Below are 20,184 nucleotides of genomic sequence, written 5' to 3' on the forward strand. Positions count from 1 at the left end.
ACCCTGTAGCGGGTCGTATGCCGGGTCACATGAACGTATTGCTCGCAGAAGCGAAAGTGCCCTATGACATCGTTTACGAAATGGACGAAATCAATGAAGATTTCCCTAAAGTAGACGTATCGGTGGTGATCGGTGCCAACGACATCGTTAACCCTGCGGCGAACGAAGTAGAAGACAGCCCCATCGCTGGTATGCCTGTCCTGGAACCCTGGAAAGGCAAACATACGATCGTACTTAAACGTGGTATGAGCCGCGGTTACGCAGGCGTCGAAAACCCACTGTTCTTCAAAGACAACACGCGTATGTTGTTCGGCGATGCGAAACAGACGGTGGATAGCTTATTGAAACACCTGTCAGCCTAACCCTTATTTTAGCCAAGGCGGGTCCCGCCTTGGCTAAAATATGAATGCCGTTCTCATATTACGCGGACTTGTCTCATGTAGATCCATACCTGCACGGACCACCAGTTTCTTTGACTTAACTTTTTTGTCAGCTTTTGAGTAGAGTAGTCCAATTTGAGCTTCAAGCTGCTGCCATAGGGGTAGCGCATTCATCGACCAAGAAAAAGCTCTTTGCGGGTTTTACTACGTTTGCTGGTAAACTCGGTATCTGCGAAGGAGAGCTGGTTCATGGTGGCTAGGAGTCACGGTTAATTTCAGTCGGTAAGATTGTCTCATGTTGCCGACTTAACCGCATGTTCCATTAATCTAATCGAGTGTTTGCCCAATCTCCATTAGGAAGTTGGATACTGTTTTTACGACAGATTTTTTATTATCGTCGCGTGATATTACATGTGTAATCGCTTCGGATATTACAAAGTCCGTTAGCGGCCGAAAGACAATATTCTCCCTTGCCGCATATTTTGCATGCTCCGACACAATAGCAATACCTAGCCCCACCCCAACCAAAGATAGTACTGCATCAGCATGACTTAAATACTGAGTGACTCTTGGTGTGATACCGTGCTGAGCAAATAGCGATTGCAATAATGAATGGAGGTATGGGGCTTCCGGTCCATAGGCTATGAAGGACTGATTATTTAAGTCTTCAGGTAAGATCACTTGTTTAGAGGCTAGCGGGTGATTTTCTGGAATGGCCGCAACCAATCTTTCGCGAAAAGCGATATCTGTCGTGAGTCCATGAGCTAATACCGTTGGGCGTGCGATCCCTAAATCAAGCTCCCCAAATGTAAAAGCTTGAATTTGTTGTATGGCATTCAATTCCCTAAGTTTCAGTTGAATTTTAGGGTACTTCTTATTGATTTCTGTCATGAACTTAGGAAGTAGTCTAAATGACGCGGCACCGTAGAACGCGAGACGAACCGTTCCCTCTGGCGTGTCAGATGGAATCTTAAGAAATTCTTCAATTTCTTCGGCCTTTTGAAGAAGTGACTGGGCCTCAGGTAAGAACTTACTTCCAGCGAGAGTAAGGGCGACTGAGTGACTTGTTCTTTCAAACAATGGAGCTCCAAGTTGTTCTTCAAGTAATCGAATCTGTCTACTCAGAGGAGGCTGGGTCATATTAAGCCGCTGCGCGGCTCTGCCAAAATGCAGTTCTGCTGCGAGGGCTACAAATGATCTTACTTGTTTTAAATCCAACATTAATTCAAACCTTGAATCGCTGATATGCGTAAACAATATTGGTATTAAATTAAGCGAATGTCTAGTCTGATGTTGCTCCGCCATTGCTAGAGGCGGTTTATCGCATTCATTGAATGCGTCACAACAAAGGAGACTAATAATGATAAAACCTTTGCAATTCCCTTTATGTCGTTCTGTTGGTTTAGCTATTGGACTGTTAGTTGGCTCCAGTATCTCTACCGCGCAAGAGATTAGTTATCCAGTGGATAGTATCCGACTGATTGTTCCAGCTAACCCAGGTGGTGGAACAGACACGGACGCTCGCTTATTTGCTGAATACCTTAGTGATTACACTGGCGCGAATGTCGCTGTAGTAAACCAGTTTGCAGGTGGCGGTGTGGTTGCTGCGCAAACTGTTGTGACAGGTGAAAAAGATGGAAGCGAATTGTTGTTGTACCATACTTCGATCCATGTGGCGAAGCTAACTAGCACATGGCCATTTGGGCACAATGACTTCACCCCATTGGCGACCATTGCCCAATTTGATGATGTTGTCGTAGCTCGTGCTGATGCACCTTATAACACTTTGGTTGAGTTCATTGATTTTGCAAAGTCTCATCCATCCAAGGTCACCTTTGGTTCTCAGTTAGGAGGCACTACAGAAATAAAGGGCAAGGCGATTGCAGCTGCATCGGACAATAGTTTGCGTGTTGTTGATGCTGGTTCCGAATCTGATCGAATAACCGCTTTGCTGGGTGGACAAGTCGATGCTATCCCCATGGGCGTTAATAACGCACAACAATATGTTGAGTCTGGCAAGCTAAAGGTTTTGGCGTTACTTAATGAAACCCCCAGCCCATTCGCTCCAGATTGGCCAACTACGAGTTCACAGGGAATTGACCTTTCTTTTCCTTTAGTTTTCCAAGTCTATGGCCCTAAAGGAATTTCGCCAAAAGCCGTCGAGGCTATTGATGCAGTAATCGCTCGGATGAAGCAGTCCGATGAGGTTGCTCAATCCTTTAAAAAAGCCAAGCAGGTTCTCAGCCTACGCAATAGCTCGGAAGCAAGTGATTTCATTGAGAAAGAACATGACTTCGTTGCTTCGTTCTTCGTCTCTTCTTTGACTAATTAGTTCTCCCGCAGCTCGGCAGTCTCGATCGATTGTGATTGTCGAGTATTACCTCATAAAAATTTGGTTTGATAAAACCAGTAAACATTGTGCTTTGGATATATATATGAACGAAAATTCTTCTACAAAACGCTTATTACCGATTAACCCATTGAACGCAGGGCATCCACCAGGTGAGGCGACGACTGACAGGGTCTCTGGTGTGAAACTTTCTTTGGTATATCTACCGCTGCACTCGCCTATTTCTGATGCAAAGGTGTTGGCTGGACGTCAAAAGCCTTTGACAGAGATAGCTTTTCTATTCTGCGAAATTAAGACAGAACAAGGCTTTGAAGGGGTAGGTTATTCCTACTCAAAACGAGCAGGTGGTCCTGGACAATATCGTCATGCTTGTGAGATAGCAGAAGCCATTCTTGGCGAAGATCCGAATGATATTGCTCGTTTATGGGATAAGTTAGTATGGGCTGGCGCATCGGTAGGTCGCTCAGGACTTTCTACTCAGGCGATTGCAGCATTTGATGTGGCACTGTGGGATTTAAAGGCGCGACGCGCGAACTTACCGCTAGCGAAGCTGCTTGGAGCTCATCGAGATTCTGTTCGTTGTTACAACACTTCTGGCGGTTACTTATCCATGTCTATTGATGAGGTGAAAGATCGTGTGACCATGGCTCTCGATTCGGGAATCGGTGCAATTAAACTAAAAGTCGGTCAACCTGACCCGATGATTGACCTTGCGCGGATAGAAGCGGTACGAGCCCATGTTGGTGGAAATGTCCCTTTAGCAATTGATGCAAACCAGCAATGGGATCGGACTACGGCACTTCGTTTCGGTCGTATTGCTGAGCAATATAATTTGACTTGGATTGAAGAGCCACTCGATGCATACGATTATGAAGGTCATGCAGCCTTGGCCCGTGAACTGGCGACACCGATAGCGACAGGGGAGATGCTGACATCTGTTGCCGAGCACTATGAGTTAATTCGCCATGATTCTGTCGATTTCATTCAGCCAGACGCACCTAGGGTTGGCGGTATTACTCCGTTCCTGAAGATTTGTTCGCTAGCAGAACATAAAAAGCTAAAGCTTGCTCCGCATTATTGCATGGAAATACACCTGCATCTGACGGCTGCATATGGAAGTGAGCCTTGGGTGGAGCACTTCGAGTGGTCTGAAGCCATGTTTGAAGAAAAGTTGGAAGTAAAAGATGGTCGGATGATCGTTCCAAATCGCCCTGGGCTTGGTATTACCCTATCAGAGCAAATGCGAGCTTGGACAACAGAAACCAAGGTCTTCGGAAAGTTCTAATCTCCCACAGTTAGACCACCCAAATACTCAGGTAAGTATGACCTGAGTATTTGGGGCATTAAATTATAAAAATAATATTGTGAGGACCGAAATGAAATACGTGCCTAATGTTCTGTTTATTGTTATCGGCTGTTTGATGATCTGGCAGATTTTAAGTGCTCCGTTGGGACGATCACTTCAAATTGGGGATCCGGGGCCTTGGTTTTTGCCGACAGTTCTTGCTTCGCTACTAATTTTTCTGGGGGGCGTTGAATTTATTCGTACATTTAGAAAATCAAAACAACTGCCTGACAGCGGTTCTAGCCAATCAAAAGAAGTATTTGATGAGGGCTTGGTTGAAAGCGGTGTTGAAACTATCCCCGCGCCAAACTGGCGTTCAAGGATAGTTTTTGCATTGTCCGTAATAGCTTATGTCGCCGTGTATACGTACTGGGGGTTCTCAGTAAGTACTTTTCTATTTGTTTCAATTGCGATACTGAGCCTATCTAATCTGAGTCCCAAAAGTATTCTCGTTGCAATTTTAACTGCACTGATTACGACACTCTTCGTAGGTTGGCTACTGGCTGGTGTAGTAGGTGTCCCACTTCCCGGTGTCTGGATTGTAATTTGAGGAGTGAATAATGATCTCAATGTTCTTTGAAAACGTTTGGGCGCTTGCTCATCCTACAACGCTTGCATTTATGTTTGCAGGCTTGCTGTTTGGACTCTTTTTTGGGGCTTTACCAGGTTTATCAGCGGCTATGGCGGTAGCTATTCTGCTGCCCTTGACTTTCTCACTTGACCCTAATGTGGGGATGGCTATGTTAGTCGCAGCTTATTTAGGTGGTATATCAGGTGGACTTGTGTCTGCTACCTTATTGAGAATTCCAGGGACACCTTCCTCGATAGCAACAACCTTTGATGCTTATCCACTGGCAAGATCCGGACAACCTGTTAAAGCACTGGCAACAGGTATTGTGGCTTCAGCGGCAGGCGCAATCTTGTCATTGGTTGTATTGGTGTTGTGTGCTCCAATCATCGCTAAGTTCGCTATTAAGATAGGTGCTCATGAGTATGCCGCGTTGACATTGGCAGCGCTAATGTTGGTGGTGATTTTATCCGAGTCCAATCTTGCAAAAGGTTTAATGGCAACAGCATTTGGTATTGCTCTCGCCATGATTGGTTTTGCACCAATCGGGGCAACACCTCGTTTTGCATTTGGTCAGGTTGACCTGATGGCGGGCATCTCAATTATTCCATTTATGGTTGGTTTATTTGCAGTGTCGACTGTGATCAAAACAATCATGGAGCCTTCGCTAAAGCTTCCGTCTGATATGAAATTGGGTGGGAAAGGCTTTGGCATCTCGATGTCTGAATTTATTTCAAATAGGTGGAATATCCTTAGATCTGGAGCGATTGGTGTGGGGATTGGGGTATTGCCGGGGATAGGAGGCACTGCGTCTAATCTTATTTCCTATGCCACAGCTAGACAGCAGTCAAAAACACCTGAAAAATTTGGAAAAGGCTCACTTGAGGGCATCTATGCCTCCGAAACAGCAAATAATGCTTCGGTAGGCGGTGCTTTACTCCCGTTGTTAACCCTTGGTATACCGGGCGACGGTGTAACAGCTATTCTAATTGGGGGCTTTACGATCCATGGATTGCAGCCAGGTCCAATGTTGCTCACAAAGGAGCCTAGTTTAGTATCGATGATATATGCTGCGTTTCTTATTGCTACGATTCTGCTTCTGATGATTCAGATGTTTACGATCAGGATTTTTCCGAGGGTATTAGGCGTTCCACGAGAAATCTTAATGCCTTTGCTCGTCGTTTTAATGGTGACTGGTACTTTTGTCTCTGACAATCGAGTGTTTGATGTCTGGGTAATGCTTGCTTTTGGGGTCTTAGGTTACTTTCTTGAGCGAGGAGGTTATCCGTTGGGACCTATGGTACTAGGCTTTGTACTATCGCCGATACTTGAAACGAATTTTCGACGTGCTCTGAGTTACTCTCAAGGTGATTGGTCTGAGTTTGTGACCAGACCTATTTCTGCTGTATTTGTTTTACTGGCTGTTATTTTGCTTATTACGGGAGTTCGCAAAGCTATTGGTAAGCGTTCCTTGAAGAGAGCGGAAGCACTGGCTTAGCAAGCAGGTAATTCGGGTAAATTTTAACAGACCTGTACTGATGCGCAGGTCTGTTAATGCCAAAAATAGAAGTGATGATTTAGTCGATTGTGAGTTTGATCGAAGAAACTAACTTGCTACCAGGGGAAAGTGAGAGTGTTCCTAGTGAATGTTTTAATGCGGCTTCTGAATGAACAAGGTTCAGCGCGTTAGGGATATGTGTGGTCGGCTCAATGCAGGTATAGCTACCATCCGGTGAAGCGTGTAGAACCGGATGATTTAAGGTTTTATCTGTCGTTAGCCTGCCTGACTTGCCGTGGAACTCAAACGTAATCTCTTGGCAACCAGAGAGATAATAAGTCTCTCCAGCGGCGAGAGTTAACGTCTCAGAAAACACTTCAGGTGTTGGGATTGGTAGCAGTTCCTGATTCAGAGGCCAGTGAGTTTCTGGTCGGCAAGTAATATTCTTCAAGTGGCAAAAATAAGGGTGCCACCCCATTCCGGCAGGCATTGGAGTATTGGATAGGTTCTTTAATATGAGCTCAATATGAAGCGTATTTTCAATGATTCGAAATGATTGAGTTGCTTGATATGCCCATGGCCAGTCTATATCTGGTTCTGAGTTTAGAATCATGGTTAGCGTGTCTGCACTGATGTTACCGTGCCATACTTTTTGGTGGGCTGTACCGTGCAAGGTATGTTCAGACTCAGGAAAGGTGGCCAAGGTGATGATTTTCTGCTGCCACCCAAACTGTGCATTCTCAATGCGATTATGATATGGAAAGAGTGGATAAGCCCCTTGTTTAGGCCATTGAGTCGGTTGAAAGGGGCGCTCTGTTAGCGGAACGATAAGATCTTTGTCCTGAAACTTTAGGCAACAAAGTCGGCCGCCCAGTTCTGGAGCAGCTTCTATGTAGAAGTGGTGTTTATTCAAGATCATGGTGAATTTAGCTAGAGGCGACATCGCCTCTAGCTATCCTGGTTATTTCATTAATAGGTTTGGTAGGAATAGGGTAATGCTTGGGAACAGAGCCAATATTAAGAACACGCCCAAGATGACCGCTAGGAATGGAACCGACTCTTTAATGTACTCTTTGGGTGAGCAGTTTAGTAAGCCACAAACTGCATACATAGTTACGCCAACGGGTGGTGTGCTCCCGCCAAGTGTAATGATCGTAATCATGATGACACCGAAGTGAATCGGGTCGAAACCAAGGCTCGTTAGAATTGGCAAGAACAGTGGTGTTAGGAGTAGTACGTTGACGGTTGCTTCCATGACCATACCGGCGATGACTAAGAATCCCAAGATCAACAAGAATGTAGCCGTAGGATTGTCGGTAATCCTAGTTAATGCCAAGGCGATAGCATTTGGGGCTTGCTCTAGAGAGATAACATAGCCCAATACGGTTGCCATGATGATGATTAACATGATCATCCCAATATCTTTTAAGGATGATGTAAGGCAGTCTTTTAGTTTCTTAACGGTTAATTCCTTATAAACAAACGCTCCGATGACTAGTGCATAGAAGATGACAAAAGCCCCCGCTTCTGTCGCCGTGAAAAAGCCAAATCGGAAGCCTACGACCAAAATGACAGGGAAGATCAGTGCCCAAAAACTTTCAATAAAACTCTTGGCAACATCCTTAAGCTTAGGCAGTGGCTTTTTCTCTAATTCAAACCCTTTTCGTTTTGCTAAAAAGTGGGTGCAGATCATTAATGCAATCGTTAACAGGATCCCTGGAACAATACCGGCAATCAGTAGCTTACCTATCGAGACGTTACCAATGAAACCAAAAACGATAAGCCCTATGCTAGGAGGTATAGTCGCTGTAATGATAGAACTATAAGCAATCACTGCACCTGTGAAGCCTTTTGAGTAGCCCTTTTTAATCATCGGCATGCCCAAAAGTCGAGACTGCATCGATGCATCGGCAACTGAGGAGCCTGAAATACCTCCCATCAGCAAACTTAGAACAATACTAATCTGTGCTAAGCCACCAATCATCCATCCAGTTAAAACCTGAGAAAAGTTAACCAGTCGCGTTGCAATGCCAGCCGATGTCATAATGTTGCCGGCGATAACGAAGAAAGGCAGAGCCATCAGTGGATAAGACTGAGTAATCCCAACCATTTTCTGCACCACGATACTTGGTGGCATGTAATCAGTGAAAATAAAAATGGGGATGCTAGCTAAGCCAATTGAAAAGGCAACAGGGACACCGGTTAGTAAAAAGAATACGAAAAGGAGTGCGACAATACTAAGCATCTTGGCTCGCCTCGTGGGTTATTTCAGTGTCTGATACAGAGTCTTCTTTTGAGAAAAGAATATTTTTGATGTTCTCTACCGTGGTGATAAGCATCAAGGCAATCCCAGTACTGGCGCCAGCAGCTACCCAAGCAAAAGAGATACCCGTCGCAGGAAGCGTACGCATTTTGGTTTGCATCAGGTATTGATAGCTGTATACAAGTAAGCATGACAGCAGAGCAAAGATCAGTAGGGTTTGTATCAACTTCACATACTTGGCTAGCGTCTTAGGAATGATGTTATGAAAAGCATCAATGCCAAAGTGGGAGCTGTTATGGAAAGCGACATCCGCAGCCACAAAGCAAGTCCAAGCAAACAGCCCTTGAATGATCTCTAATGACCAGATGGGTGGTCGGCCAATGTATCGCATCACGGTCATATGCATGACAAGCGCAACCAGTACAAGCAATAATGTAATTGCGAAATACAGTTCTAGTTTTCTGAAAGTATTCATAATAAACATCGCAGGAATGGCGAGCCTAAAAGGCTCGCACTTAAGTTACATATTATTAAGTTCGCTTATAACTTGGTTATAAGCATTTTCTAAACTCATTCCCTTTCTTTATGTTGATCGAAGACATGTAGTTTCCTGCTTCAACCGCCTCTTCCTTAAGAATTTCTTTTTGCTCAGGCGTGAGTTTCCCCCAGAACTTTTTACCAACAACAATCCCCGTAATTAACTGAATGTGAGAAGTTGTTGTAATGTCGTTCGCAACTTCATAAAGTTTTCCTCCCCAAATACTTGATGGGGTTGCTCCTGCACCGTCAATTGCACCAAGCTGCATACCAGGATAAACTTCAGACCAGTCCATGGGGGTAGGTACTGCTCCCAATGCTTTAACACCAGCCATCCAAGTAGGAGAGCTTGGGCTACGAATCCTAAGCCCTTCAATATCGCTAGTGGAATCAATCATCTTTTTCGTGACTAAATATCTAGGCCCCAGATACCAGTTAAAGGCCAAGATAGTAAGCCCTGACTGTTCATATAAGTTATCTGACTATTTTTTAAATGTATTGGTGGACACAAAGTGGTTGGCTTGTTCGTAAGATGAAAACACGAATGGAGCACCTACAATGCCAATTTCAGGGACATAATCAGCCAATCTGGAGGCATCCGTAAATGAGGCAACATTGGCACCAGCTAAGGCTTGATCCATCATGTCTTGGACATTACCAATTTGGCCATTCATAAACACTTGAACTTTAATCTCGCCATTAGTTTTAGATTCAACACCCTCTTTAAATTTGTAAAAACCTTGGGCAATTGGATCATCTTCAGCCTGAATACTGCCTATTCTAAGTATTTCTGTAGCATTAGAGGTATTAACAAATAAAGTTGATATCAAAACTAATAGAGCACTCTTTATTTTTATCATGACATATCTCTATTTATATTTGTGGTACGGAATTTCGTCAAAGCACAGTTGATGCTTTGCTACTTCAATTACATATTAGACAGCTCTGCTTTTACTTGCTTATAAGCATCTTCTAGGCCTAACTCAGGGTATAAACTATGGGCTTTAGTTTGGAAGGATGAGGTGTCGATTTCATGGATGCGAGTTCCCGTCTCAGCAATCTTAACTAGATATTCTTCACCTTTCTTAATATTAAGGTCAGACATGTAGCGCCCAGCTTTAATCGCTTCTTCTTTAACGATCTTATGTTCTTCAGCTGATAGCTTATTCCAGAATTTCTCACCCACAACAATGCCTGTAATCAGTTGTATGTGAGCGGTTAAGCTAATGTCATTAATCACTTCGTGAAGTTTTGATCCCCAGATACCTGCAGGTGTAGAGCCAGCACCGTCGATGGCACCTAGCTGCAAAGCTGAGTAAATCTCAGCCCAATCCATCGGAGTCGGGATGCCGCCAAGAGATTTGATGCCTGCCATCCATGCAGGAGCGCCTGGGCTGCGGATACGAAGGCCTTCAATATCTTCTGGCTTATCAATCATTTTTTTAGTGAGTAGGTGGCGCGGCCCTTGATACCAGTTGAATGCAAGAACGACTAGACCTGATTTCTTTTGTAGTTCATCTGCCCATTGGTTGAATGTGTCTGAGAGGACAAAGTTTTCTGCTTCCTCATAGGATGAGAATACATAGGGTGCGCCAATGATGCCGAGCTCTGGGACATAGTCAGCTAATCGCGAAGCATCTGTAAATGACGCGACATTGGCTCCTGCAAGCGCCTGATCCATCATATCCTGAGTGTTGCCAATTTGGCCGTTCATGAATACTTGGACTTTTACGTCTCCTTTGGTTCTCGCCTCAACACCTTCTTTGAATTTATAAAAGCCCTCTGCAATAGGGTCATCAGCGGCTTGCACACTGCCGATTCGAAGTGTTTCTGCTGCATGAACGTTGCTTAGTAACGTGGCTGTTAGCAGGGTTGCGCTAGCAAGGATCTTATTGAGCTTTTTCATTTATAGCCTCCGTTTGACAAAAGTATGTCAATTAATATTGATGCTACACATTGTCTACTGGCAGCTTCGGTTAAGCATAGGATCAAGGCATTTGTCTTTGCGAGTAGCCATCATGCACTGGGATTCACTCCTCGTCCTAGTGAGCATGAGGCTCGTTTAGATCATCTATCACCGACACGCCCCGATAGTTACTATGGCTTTAGCAAGGTCGCAGGTGAGTCGTTATGTGCGTTATTCTCAGATCGTGATGCGCTAAGAACATTTATCATTCGTATTGGCAATGTAGACCCTAAGGTTGCCGATCCGCGTCGACTACAAATTTGGAGCAGCGCACGAGATATAATGCAGCTAGTACAGATTGGTTTGGAGCATACTGGTTACAGGCATGAAATCGTTTACGGCATATCTGATTGTCCCAACAGTTATTTCAATAATGCTAATGCTCGTAGACTAGGCTATGTGCCCAAAGACAAAGCTCTAGACAACTTGGCTTCCGCTGAAGTGTCAGCAATGGTTGAAGACCCGCAAAGTATTTCGAGTTATGTGGTAGGAGGGCAATATGCCACATATCAATTCAGTAATAGCATTCAAGCGATTCTAGGTAAAACTGATGAAAATTAAGAAAATAGACACTTTTAAGCTTAATATTCCGTTTGAAGACTTTGGTTTGGGTACGGGCATGACGCCGACCAAATGGGATTCTTTGGACTTTGTTTTGGTCAGAATCGAAGATGAGTTAGGGAACATTGGTTGGGGGGAGGCTTTCAGCTATTTTTGTGCTAACTCTGTTGAAGCGGCCATTAATGATCTAGTGGTTCCACTATTGCTAGAGCAGGTGGTGGAAGATCCAATTGCCACAAATGAATGGCTACAGAAGAAACTGAGCTTGTTTGGTCGTTATGGTATTACAATGTTTGCCATTTCTGGGGTTGATATTGCTGTGTGGGATCTATTCGCTAAGCGCCAACAGAAGTCACTTGCTGAATGCATTGCCCAACCATTACACCGCCAGCTTCCGGCTTACGCCAGCTTAGTGCGTTATGGTGATGCAGAGTTAGCTGCCAACATTGCCCAGAGGGCGGTTGCTAGTGGCTTTAAACACGTTAAATTGCATGAAATTGAATACCCAGAAATTGAAACGGTTTATCAACGAGTGGGGCCTGAGATTGAGTTGATGGTGGACGTCAACAATAACTGGTCTTTTGAACAAAGTCAGATAATGGTTGATAAAATAAAGGCGCTCGGTATTTCCTGGTTGGAAGAACCGACGTTTCCACCTGAGGACTTTGAGCAGATGGCCAAACTTAGAGGTCAGGGTGTTAGTATTTCAGCGGGCGAAAACTTTTGTACGGCCCAGCAATTTAAACATGCTTTAGGCGCTAACTCTTTAGATATCGTTCAGCCAAGTGTGACCAAAGTGGGTGGCATATCTGAGTTTTTGAAGGCCTTAAAACTATTTCAATCTCCGGTCCGTGTGATGCCGCATTCGCCATATTTTGGACCTGGTTATCTTGCCACATTGCAGATTATGTCGACCCTGTGTGAGCCAGGAGTATTTGAATATTTGTACGTTGAGCCAAAGGATTTCATATATGAAGCGATTCCTCTTCCTATAAATGGCCTTATAACAGTCCCTCAAGGCCTGGGACTTGGTATGGACCCTGACATGGATGTAATTGAACGCTATCGTAAGTACTGATTAATAAGGTTGTCCATTTAACAATGGACAACCTTTATCTTTTCTAAGCGTAATCAATCCAATTTTAAACGAAACACATCGCTCTCTTGGCTGGCTGTTACAAACTTACGATCTAGTCCTAAGTAACGCCCCCCAATCACGGTAATCTCATTACCCTCGAATAGAACCGATCTCGCAGTACAAACTGGAATGGGGACGGTTCTGGTAACGGAGTGCTCCCCCTTTTGTACAAACTGTACGAGCTCCCAACTGTTTTCAGTAGCAACCCATAAATGGTTATTGGCGTCAGCGGTAAGGCATACCGCTTCTCCAAACTCTCTTTCAGAGACAGTCAGAGCAAGCTGCGGTGTGGCAAGAATATTACCTTTATCTGCAATTTTATAGATTTGGTTGCTGTTATTAAGGCAGTAAACAGACTTATCTGGCGTATCGGTAATGGCGATGATGCGCTCCGTTAGGCTGATCTCAAACTCTCTATTATTTTGTAAGTTAAGATAAATCAACTTAAACAGGCCGTTGTACTCTGTGTGCAGCCATACGTGGCCATCATCTGATTGCTTTGACCAGAGAATGTGACCGTTATTAGATTGATATAACAATTCATCTGAGTCTGCGTTAAAGAGTCGGTCTGCGGTGGATATTATTAAATGACCGGCGAGCTCGCCACATCCAGTGAGTTGTTCCTTGCCCTGCCATATACGTTGTAGGTTCCCCTTAGATTGAATGCTAAAAACGGTGGAGGCGTAGCGGTCTGCAAACAGCAAGCCATCACTGCCTTTTTCAATATGAGTGGGGTCAAACACTTTTGTGGGCCAGCTGTGCTGGAAATTGTTGATGGTGTTAGGGGTCCAGTCGGTGGCACTCAGTTTGTAAATAAGTGAAGCGACTTTACGAGCGGTAAGGGTGAGAATATCAAATAGATAAAGCTCTCTTTGTTTGCTCAGTCTAAAAGAAGGGGTAGAAACGCTGATAGCAGCAACTAACTGGTTATCATGATCAAATATTGGCACCGCAATACAGCTAACTCCATCAATAATTTCGTTGTACTCCGTGGCATAGCCTCGCATGAGTATTTGTTTTAATTGACGCTCTAACTCTGTTTTTTCAGTGATTGTAGACTCAGTTAAAGGCTTGAAACTTTGTTGCTGCAAGGCCTGTTTGTAAGAATCGTTTTGAGTATCAAAAGCCAGTAAACACTTGCCAATTGAGGTGCAGTAGGCAGGTCTTACCCCCAAGCTTTTCTCCGCTTCATTTTGCTCCCCTAAAAAACGACCGTGACGCATGATGATGCTAGCTTGACCATTTTCCATGACGGCAAGCGAGACCGTTTCACAAGTGGAATCAGCAAGGTTGCGCAGGTGTAAGTCGCTGGCCGCGATCAATAACGGATGCTTAGGAATGGGCTGCTTTTGTTCACCAAACATCCCGCCAATCTGATAAGCCTGATCTCGTCCGTCAACTTGTAGCACGCCTCTTTGCACCAACATGGATAAGATTCGATACAAGGTTGGTTTGGAGTAGCCTGTCAATTCCACTAGGTCTTTTACTTTTGGTCGAGAACTGGACTCGGCAATGATGTCGATGATGTTAAACGCTTTATCCAGTAACTGCGTCCCGCGTCCTTTTTGCTCACTCATAATGGCTTTTGGTTCATTGATTGATGGAACGTCAATATACCACATCGTGATAATAGCGTGCTACAAGCTGTCTTTTAATGTGAATATGATCATTATGTGATATTTATTTTGAGTTTTCCCTTGAATTAAAGTCACAATGTGATAATTTGTAGTGGTCTTAATAAAGATAACTACATATTTCGAGGTGACGTCGATGACACAAAGTATCGCAGTAAGCGAAGAGACACTGGAAAAACTAAAAAAAGTGAGTACAGCCACTTTGACCACTCAACTTTTTAAACGTGGTTACAAACAACAATTTTTGGTTGGCCTAAAGCCTCTGAGCAAGTCGTTCAAGACATTTGTTGGGGAAGCGTTTACGTTGCGTTTTATCCCCGCGCGAGAAGATATGGACAATGACTTGGGAGACCTAAAAACCCGCGGAGAGAAAAACCTACAGTGGGAAGCGGTTGAGCAAGTCGCAGAAGGTCAGGTGCTTGTCGTTGACAGCCGTGAAGACCCACGCGCAGCCTCGGCTGGGAATATGTTGGTGACGCGGTTGATGCGTCGAGGGGCCTCTGGGATTGTTACCGATGGTGCTTTACGTGACGGCTATGAGCTGGCAGAAATGCCATTCCCTGCCTACTGCCAAGAAACCACAGCCTCAACTCGTCCTGCCTACCATCGTGCGATCGATATGCAGGTGCCGATTGCTTGCGCACAGGTTGCGGTTTATCCGGGTGACATTATTGCAGGCGACCAAGATGGAGTAGTGGTCATCCCTCGTCATATTGCAGAAGAACTGGCGAATGACAGCTACGAGCAAGAGTTAAGAGAGCAGTTTCTATTTACCAAAATTGATGCTGGCGCACCTCTTTGGGGAACCTACCCACCGAATGAAGAGACACTGAAAGAATACGAAGCGTACCGCAAGGAAATGGGAGTATAATAATGACTGTGACTGAGCAACGTAAAGCAATAATTGAAAAGTACTTTGAAGGTTGTAACGAAGCGAACCATGACAAGATGACGTCTTGTTTTACACCAGACGCGGTACATTACTTTCCAGCGGGGTTACCTGATGTACCTTGGCGCGGTGCTGATACCATTGCAACGAAATGGATCTGGTGTGTTGAGACGCTTGGCTCACAATGGACCATCGAGAACATGGTGGTATCGGAAGACGGTAAGCAAGCGGTGATTGAATGGACCCATTGGAAGACCAGCATTGGTGAAGCTCTTCGTGGCGATGAATGGTATTGCTTTGATGAGGAAACAGGGTTGATCACTGAAATCCGAGCTTATTACGCGTCACCTGTGGATAAAGCCGAGCCGATTAATAAGCTGGTGGAATTCGACTACGTTGGCCGTGGCTACAATATGCAACCAAAGTCGAAGTAGGTCCTCCTATGAAGCTGAGTAGACTGAGAATAGCAGACCAAGTAGTGCCAGCCATTATGGATGAATTGGGGCATTGGCATAGTCTTGCATCATTGATTCCCGACATTGACAGTTCAACACTGAGTAAACTGCAACAGCTGAGCCTTGTTGACTCCGACATTGCTCAGTTGCCAGCGATAGAGCGTTACGATTCATTTGCGCCATCGATTAATCATGTTCCCGTGCTGTTATGTGCCGGACTCAATTATAAAGATGCGGCCCATGCCATGGGTCAAATGGCGCCTAAAGAGCCGGTTTTGTTTTTGAAGTCTACTGCAGCCATCGCGGGCGCGAGTGATGTGATTCAGGTGAGTCAAGAGACCCTGCAACTGGACTGGGAAGTGGAGCTCGCCGTGGTACTGAGTGATGAACTTGAAGATGCGACCGAGGAGCAGTCGTTAGCGGCTGTATTTGGTTACACCATAATGAACGATTGGTCTGAACGAAATTGGCAGATGAGTGCGGCAGCACAATGGTCCAAGGGTAAGAGTAAACGAGGGTTTGCACCACTAGGCCCCTATCTTGTAACGAAGGATGAGATACCGGATCCCGCACAGCTGCAGTTGACTTTGACTGTCAATGATCAAGTCAAGCAGCAAGGTAAGACACAAGATATGTTGTTCTCGATTGCTCAGTTACTGGCCTATGCCAGCCGGTTTTATCGGCTGCCAGCGGGAAGCGTGTTGGCAACTGGTACGCCAGCTGGTTTTGGCGCCAGTTTGACACCGCCGCAATTCTTAAAGGCTGGAGATCATGTGTGTGCTTCGATTGAGGGCTTGGGCTCACAATCTCAAATCGCAGTGGGAGGTACACCATAAGCATGGATACCATGATTTTATATGGTCGAAATTTCTCGCCGTTTACGCGTAGAGTTGCCATTACTCTCAATCATTTGGGCGTGGCTTACGAGCAAAAACCACTAAGTACTTTAGAGGATATTGAAGCAATACGCTTACTCAACCCGTTAGGGCGGGTGCCCTGTTTAAGCGTAGCTGAAGAAGTTTTTATCGACAGCGATGCCATCATCGATTATTTGCTTAGCCGTAATCCGCAACACACGCTTTTGCCACAGGCCCTAAATGCGCGCCAACGCTGTATGTATGACAATGCATTAGCGAAAGGAGTAATGGAAAAGTGTGTCGCCTATTTCTATGAGACAACTCGTCGTGAGCCTGCTTTGGTGTCAGAAACGGTAGCCAAGCATTACCAAAATCAAGTGATGCAAGGACTTGAAGCACTGGACAGTCGGTTGCTGCTGAAAGCTTCTGAACAGCAATTGGATCTCTCCGATATTTCGATATTCGTGGCGTATCAATCTGCTTGCTCGGTTTTTAAGGATCAGCTACCCACTTTTAGTACGTTAGCGCGTATGTCTGCTGTGTACGAGGCATGGCCTACTTTTCATCAGTCACCACTTTAATGTGATGACTCTCTTTATTGATTAGGAAGAATAATGAACGTATCAGGTCAAATGATTATTGCAGGCGCGCTTGTTGATGGTTCGTCAAAGCCTATCCATGCCATCAATCCTGCAACCAATGAAACCATGGAACCGGCTTACCTAGGCGGTACCAAAGAACAAGTTAACCAAGCCGCTCAAGCTGCTTGGCAAGCGTTCGACACTTACCGTGCTACCACACCGGAAGCGCGCGCTACTTTCCTAGAAACCATTGCTGATGAAATCCTTGCCCTAGGCGATACCTTAGTACAGCGTGCGATGGCCGAGTCTGGCCTACCACAAGCGCGTATCGAAGGTGAGCGTGGCCGTACTATGGGCCAGTTGCGTTTATTCGCAGGCGTAGTACGTGCTGGTAAATACCTAGACGTGCGCATTGATCCGGCGATGCCAGAGCGTACGCCTCTGCCACGTAACGACCTGCGTTTACAGTACATTCCATTAGGCCCTGTTGCGGTATTTGGTGCCTCTAACTTCCCATTGGCGTTCTCGGTTGCGGGCGGTGATACGGCTTCTGCTCTAGCGGCGGGCTGTCCAGTGATTGTTAAAGCGCACTCAGCACACCCAGGTACAGCTGAACTTGTGGGCCGTGCGATCACGGCGGCGGCGCAGAAAACCGGCATGCCAGCGGGCGTATTCTCATTGATGTATGGCTCTGGCCGTGAAGTGGGCTCTGCCTTGGTTGAGCACCCACATATCAAAGCGGTTGGTTTCACGGGGTCTCGTTCTGGTGGGGTGGCGTTGATGAACATCGCCGCAGCCCGTAAAGAACCGATCCCTGTGTATGCGGAAATGAGCTCGATCAACCCAGTATTCTTGATGCCTAATAAGCTTGAGACACAAGCGGAAGCGGTTGCCAAAGGCTTTGTGGGCTCATTGATGATGGGCGCCGGTCAGTTCTGTACCAACCCAGGTCTTGTGGTGACATTAAACGGTGCGGGTAGCGATACCTTTGTGAATACCGTGATGTCGGAAATCCAAAACCAAGGTACGCAAACCATGCTGACGCCGGGCATCTACCAAGCCTATTGCGAAGGCGTAGCGAAGCTTGCGGACAACGCCAGCGTTGAGCTCGTCGGCAAAGGCCATGAAAGCGATGCACCAAACCAGTGTCAACCGCATGTCTTCAAAACCTCAGCACAAGCCTTCCTAGCGGATCCATCCATGGAAGACGAAGTCTTCGGTTCGACGTCATTGGTGATCCAGTGTGCCAACCTAGATGAATACAAAGCGGTGGCAGAACACTTGGAAGGTCAGCTTACAGCAACCATTCAAATGACCGACGACGATGTGGAAGCGGTACGTGCGCTGTTACCCACCCTTGAGCGCAAAGCAGGTCGTATCCTGTGTAATGCCTTCCCAACGGGTGTGGAAGTGTGCCATGCCATGGTTCATGGTGGCCCATTCCCAGCAACGTCTGATTCGCGTACCACATCGGTGGGCAGTGCAGCGATTGATCGCTTCGTACGCCCTGTGTGTTACCAAGACCTTCCTGTGGCGTTGCAACCTGCGGCGATTCAAGATGCCAACCCTTTGAATGTGCCTCAGTTACTAGACGGCAAACTGAAGTAAGCCTGATTGGCTTGACTCCAAACCTCGCTATTGGGGCACCTAGAGGTGCCCCTTTTTTATTCTTCATTGTCTATAAAAAAGTATGTAGCCCATAGCCAAAGCATACCTCCTTCAATAGCTTTACCTGTCTGCTGGTTAATTAAGTTCACGCCCAACCATCCATGCCCACCGGCCTTAGTATCATTGCTTGCTATGGTAGTCTCAAATGACTCCTTTTTTGATATACCTAACCCCATTCTCCAATGCGGAATGCATTTTCTCATGATGTTGCTATGACTCTGGCCTTTGCCATGCAGCAGGGTGAAAGTTATGGCCACATCATCAGTTTTAAGTAAGGACAATGCTTCGATAATAGGTTTCGCAGCCTCAACACTTGTGAATCTCATTAAGTGATTACGTTTTTGAGTATGTAACTTGAAACCTCTTAGAAGTACCTGTAACTGCTCTGGCTGATGTTTACTCATCTCATCAAGCGATGTAAGTAGGCTAAGGTATGCTGAGCGATCTTGAATTATTTTTCTGGGTTGTGCTGGAAGGGGGAGCGTTTCTCCGTTGTAGCTTTCCAAATTGATCTTCTTCGCACCCGACATACCGAAATTATGTAGATCAGCACCTAAAAGAGAAAATAGGTTGTTCTGCCACATCTTAATTTCGGACTCAGCTACCCCTGTACTATTGGATAACTGTGTGAGCTTGTCTAATGTATTGGGGCTCTGGTATATCGCATTCAAGCCCGACAAGACCATTTAATAACCAGTCAATTCAAGATTATTTGGGGGATGGGGAACGTTTTGGCATAGTGCCGATTGATGCATCGACATGCTTTTGGGCAGCAGGTTGGGCGGAAGTTGAGAAACAGCCAAATAGGATGTTCACACTTTCAGAGCTAGGCGAGCGTTTCAGAGAATGGCCAAGCGAGGTGCTCACTGTGTTACAGCAGGCAGAGCAAAGCAGCTTGCATACCGTTTATGTTCATGACCTTGATCCAATGACATCGTGGTATCGAGGTAAATGCATGGTGATCGGCGATGCGGCTCATGCGGCATTGCCTACATCTGGGCAAGGTGCCTGCCAAGCTTTAGAAGATGCTTGGTGGCTAGCCAAACTTATGCAAGAGGAAGCCACCACAGACGATTTGTTTGCATGCTTTCAACAGCAGCGTTTGGAAAAAACAGCGGCCATTCAAATGACAGGAAGACATATTGCCCAAGCTATTTTTCATACACCCGCCAGTCAACGGCCTGTTCAAACAGGCTTAACAGAGGTGTCGCTAGATGCGATGGCGGCATTCTGGATGTCAGGCTTGGTTTAATTTAGAACCGGTAACCAAGGGCAAGATTGGTCAGGATCAACAAGGCGGCGATTAACATTACTAAGAAAGTCATCATCATCCCGCCTTGGCGATAGATTAGCGGTTCTTTTTCTTGGCTGACGCCATAAGCGTGAATCAAGCGTCCAATGCACAACAATACGCCCATAAGATGAACCAAAATCGGCGCACCAGACAGACTTTCGTACATCCATAGTAACAGCAGGGCAAAGGGCACATTTTCA

General features: G+C 45.6%; 20 protein-coding genes and 2 pseudogenes. 13 read left to right on the forward strand and 9 right to left on the reverse strand.

Going from position 1 to position 20,184, the window contains the following annotated elements; all coding sequences use genetic code 11:
* Window positions 1–362, forward strand: a 362-nt coding sequence (locus tag ACN0VI_RS14425) for an NAD(P)(+) transhydrogenase (Re/Si-specific) subunit beta (protein ID WP_417447274.1), incomplete at its 5' end; no start/stop codon positions are given.
* A gap of 345 nt (window positions 363–707) precedes the next feature.
* Here the strand turns inward: ACN0VI_RS14425 and ACN0VI_RS14430 are convergent.
* Window positions 708–1,601: a LysR family transcriptional regulator gene (locus ACN0VI_RS14430; protein ID WP_417447275.1), complete on the reverse strand. Its 894-nt coding sequence runs from the start codon at window positions 1,599–1,601 to the stop codon at window positions 708–710.
* 139 nt (window positions 1,602–1,740) lie between these two features.
* Here ACN0VI_RS14430 and ACN0VI_RS14435 point away from each other — a divergent pair, with 139 nt between their 5' ends.
* The 4 genes from ACN0VI_RS14435 to ACN0VI_RS14450 all read left to right on the forward strand — a co-directional run bounded on the left by ACN0VI_RS14435 (window position 1,741) and on the right by ACN0VI_RS14450 (window position 6,141).
* Window positions 1,741–2,712 carry a tripartite tricarboxylate transporter substrate binding protein gene (locus ACN0VI_RS14435; RefSeq protein ID WP_417447276.1) on the forward strand — a complete coding sequence of 324 codons (972 nt, stop codon included), beginning with the start codon at window positions 1,741–1,743 and terminating at the stop codon, window positions 2,710–2,712.
* A gap of 103 nt (window positions 2,713–2,815) precedes the next feature.
* Window positions 2,816–4,015, forward strand: a complete 1,200-nt coding sequence (locus ACN0VI_RS14440; RefSeq protein ID WP_417447277.1) for an L-talarate/galactarate dehydratase — start codon at window positions 2,816–2,818, stop codon at window positions 4,013–4,015.
* A 91-nt stretch (window positions 4,016–4,106) separates the two neighbouring features.
* Window positions 4,107–4,625, forward strand: a complete 519-nt coding sequence (locus ACN0VI_RS14445; RefSeq protein WP_417447278.1) for a tripartite tricarboxylate transporter TctB family protein — start codon at window positions 4,107–4,109, stop codon at window positions 4,623–4,625.
* Between the two features lie 10 nt (window positions 4,626–4,635).
* Window positions 4,636–6,141 carry a tripartite tricarboxylate transporter permease gene (locus ACN0VI_RS14450; protein WP_417447279.1) on the forward strand — a complete coding sequence of 502 codons (1,506 nt, stop codon included), beginning with the start codon at window positions 4,636–4,638 and terminating at the stop codon, window positions 6,139–6,141.
* Between the two features lie 79 nt (window positions 6,142–6,220).
* Here ACN0VI_RS14450 and ACN0VI_RS14455 read toward each other — a convergent pair whose 3' ends face one another.
* The 5 genes and pseudogenes from ACN0VI_RS14455 to ACN0VI_RS14475 all read right to left on the reverse strand — a co-directional run bounded on the left by ACN0VI_RS14455 (window position 6,221) and on the right by ACN0VI_RS14475 (window position 10,847).
* Window positions 6,221–7,084, reverse strand: coding sequence for a hypothetical protein (locus ACN0VI_RS14455; RefSeq protein ID WP_417447280.1), 864 nt, complete (start codon window positions 7,082–7,084; stop codon window positions 6,221–6,223).
* Between the two features lie 18 nt (window positions 7,085–7,102).
* Complete coding sequence (locus ACN0VI_RS14460; protein WP_417447281.1) at window positions 7,103–8,386, reverse strand: TRAP transporter large permease; 1,284 nt, start codon at window positions 8,384–8,386, stop codon at window positions 7,103–7,105.
* Entirely contained in the window at window positions 8,379–8,879 is a 501-nt protein-coding gene (locus ACN0VI_RS14465; RefSeq protein WP_417447282.1) for a TRAP transporter small permease, read from the reverse strand. The genes ACN0VI_RS14460 and ACN0VI_RS14465 overlap by 8 nt, the downstream gene beginning before the upstream one ends.
* A 76-nt stretch (window positions 8,880–8,955) precedes the next feature.
* Window positions 8,956–9,801 (reverse strand): annotated as a pseudogene (locus tag ACN0VI_RS14470) (C4-dicarboxylate TRAP transporter substrate-binding protein).
* A gap of 68 nt (window positions 9,802–9,869) precedes the next feature.
* Entirely contained in the window at window positions 9,870–10,847 is a 978-nt protein-coding gene (locus tag ACN0VI_RS14475; RefSeq protein WP_417447283.1) for a C4-dicarboxylate TRAP transporter substrate-binding protein, read from the reverse strand.
* Between the two features lie 21 nt (window positions 10,848–10,868).
* Between ACN0VI_RS14475 and ACN0VI_RS14480 the strand changes: the two are divergent.
* Together ACN0VI_RS14480 and ACN0VI_RS14485 are read left to right on the forward strand one after the other, a co-directional pair.
* Window positions 10,869–11,468, forward strand: a pseudogene (locus ACN0VI_RS14480) (NAD-dependent epimerase/dehydratase family protein); the annotation flags it as partial.
* Window positions 11,458–12,546 (forward strand): mandelate racemase/muconate lactonizing enzyme family protein, encoded by a 1,089-nt coding sequence (locus ACN0VI_RS14485; protein ID WP_417447284.1) that lies wholly within the window; start codon window positions 11,458–11,460, stop codon window positions 12,544–12,546. The pseudogene ACN0VI_RS14480 and the gene ACN0VI_RS14485, both read left to right, overlap by 11 nt.
* A 53-nt stretch (window positions 12,547–12,599) precedes the next feature.
* Here the strand turns inward: ACN0VI_RS14485 and ACN0VI_RS14490 are convergent, their stop codons facing one another.
* Window positions 12,600–14,183, reverse strand: a complete 1,584-nt coding sequence (locus tag ACN0VI_RS14490) for an IclR family transcriptional regulator domain-containing protein (RefSeq protein WP_417447285.1) — start codon at window positions 14,181–14,183, stop codon at window positions 12,600–12,602.
* A 193-nt stretch (window positions 14,184–14,376) separates the two neighbouring features.
* Between ACN0VI_RS14490 and ACN0VI_RS14495 the strand changes: the two genes are divergently transcribed.
* From ACN0VI_RS14495 to ACN0VI_RS14515, 5 genes are read left to right on the forward strand one after another with little or no spacing between them, the layout of a single operon-like run.
* Window positions 14,377–15,111: a ribonuclease activity regulator RraA gene (locus ACN0VI_RS14495; RefSeq protein WP_417447286.1), complete on the forward strand. Its 735-nt coding sequence runs from the start codon at window positions 14,377–14,379 to the stop codon at window positions 15,109–15,111.
* A gap of 2 nt (window positions 15,112–15,113) precedes the next feature.
* Entirely contained in the window at window positions 15,114–15,563 is a 450-nt protein-coding gene (locus ACN0VI_RS14500; protein WP_417447287.1) for a nuclear transport factor 2 family protein, read from the forward strand.
* An 8-nt stretch (window positions 15,564–15,571) separates the two neighbouring features.
* A complete protein-coding gene (locus ACN0VI_RS14505) occupies window positions 15,572–16,420 on the forward strand; it encodes a fumarylacetoacetate hydrolase family protein (RefSeq protein ID WP_417447288.1) in 849 nt (282 codons plus the stop codon).
* Between the two features lie 2 nt (window positions 16,421–16,422).
* Window positions 16,423–17,022 (forward strand): glutathione S-transferase family protein, encoded by a 600-nt coding sequence (locus ACN0VI_RS14510; RefSeq protein WP_417447289.1) that lies wholly within the window; start codon window positions 16,423–16,425, stop codon window positions 17,020–17,022.
* A gap of 33 nt (window positions 17,023–17,055) precedes the next feature.
* Window positions 17,056–18,630: an aldehyde dehydrogenase (NADP(+)) gene (locus tag ACN0VI_RS14515; RefSeq protein ID WP_417447290.1), complete on the forward strand. Its 1,575-nt coding sequence runs from the start codon at window positions 17,056–17,058 to the stop codon at window positions 18,628–18,630.
* Window positions 18,631–18,686: 56 nt separating this feature from the next.
* Here ACN0VI_RS14515 and ACN0VI_RS14520 read toward each other — a convergent pair whose 3' ends face one another.
* On the reverse strand, window positions 18,687–19,274 hold the full coding sequence (locus ACN0VI_RS14520) for a hypothetical protein (protein WP_417447291.1): 588 nt from the start codon (window positions 19,272–19,274) through the stop codon (window positions 18,687–18,689).
* Window positions 19,275–19,330: 56 nt separating this feature from the next.
* On the opposite strand from ACN0VI_RS14520, the gene ACN0VI_RS14525 reads away from it, so the two are divergent.
* A complete protein-coding gene (locus ACN0VI_RS14525; protein WP_417447292.1) occupies window positions 19,331–19,942 on the forward strand; it encodes an FAD-dependent monooxygenase in 612 nt (203 codons plus the stop codon).
* 1 nt (window position 19,943) lies between these two features.
* On the opposite strand, the gene ACN0VI_RS14530 is transcribed toward ACN0VI_RS14525, so the two are convergent.
* Window positions 19,944–20,184, reverse strand: a 241-nt coding sequence (locus ACN0VI_RS14530; protein WP_417447293.1) for an MAPEG family protein, incomplete at its 5' end; no start/stop codon positions are given.

The sequence above is a fragment of the Kangiella sp. genome (assembly GCF_048265365.1).
Taxonomy (GTDB): domain Bacteria; phylum Pseudomonadota; class Gammaproteobacteria; order Enterobacterales; family Kangiellaceae; genus Kangiella.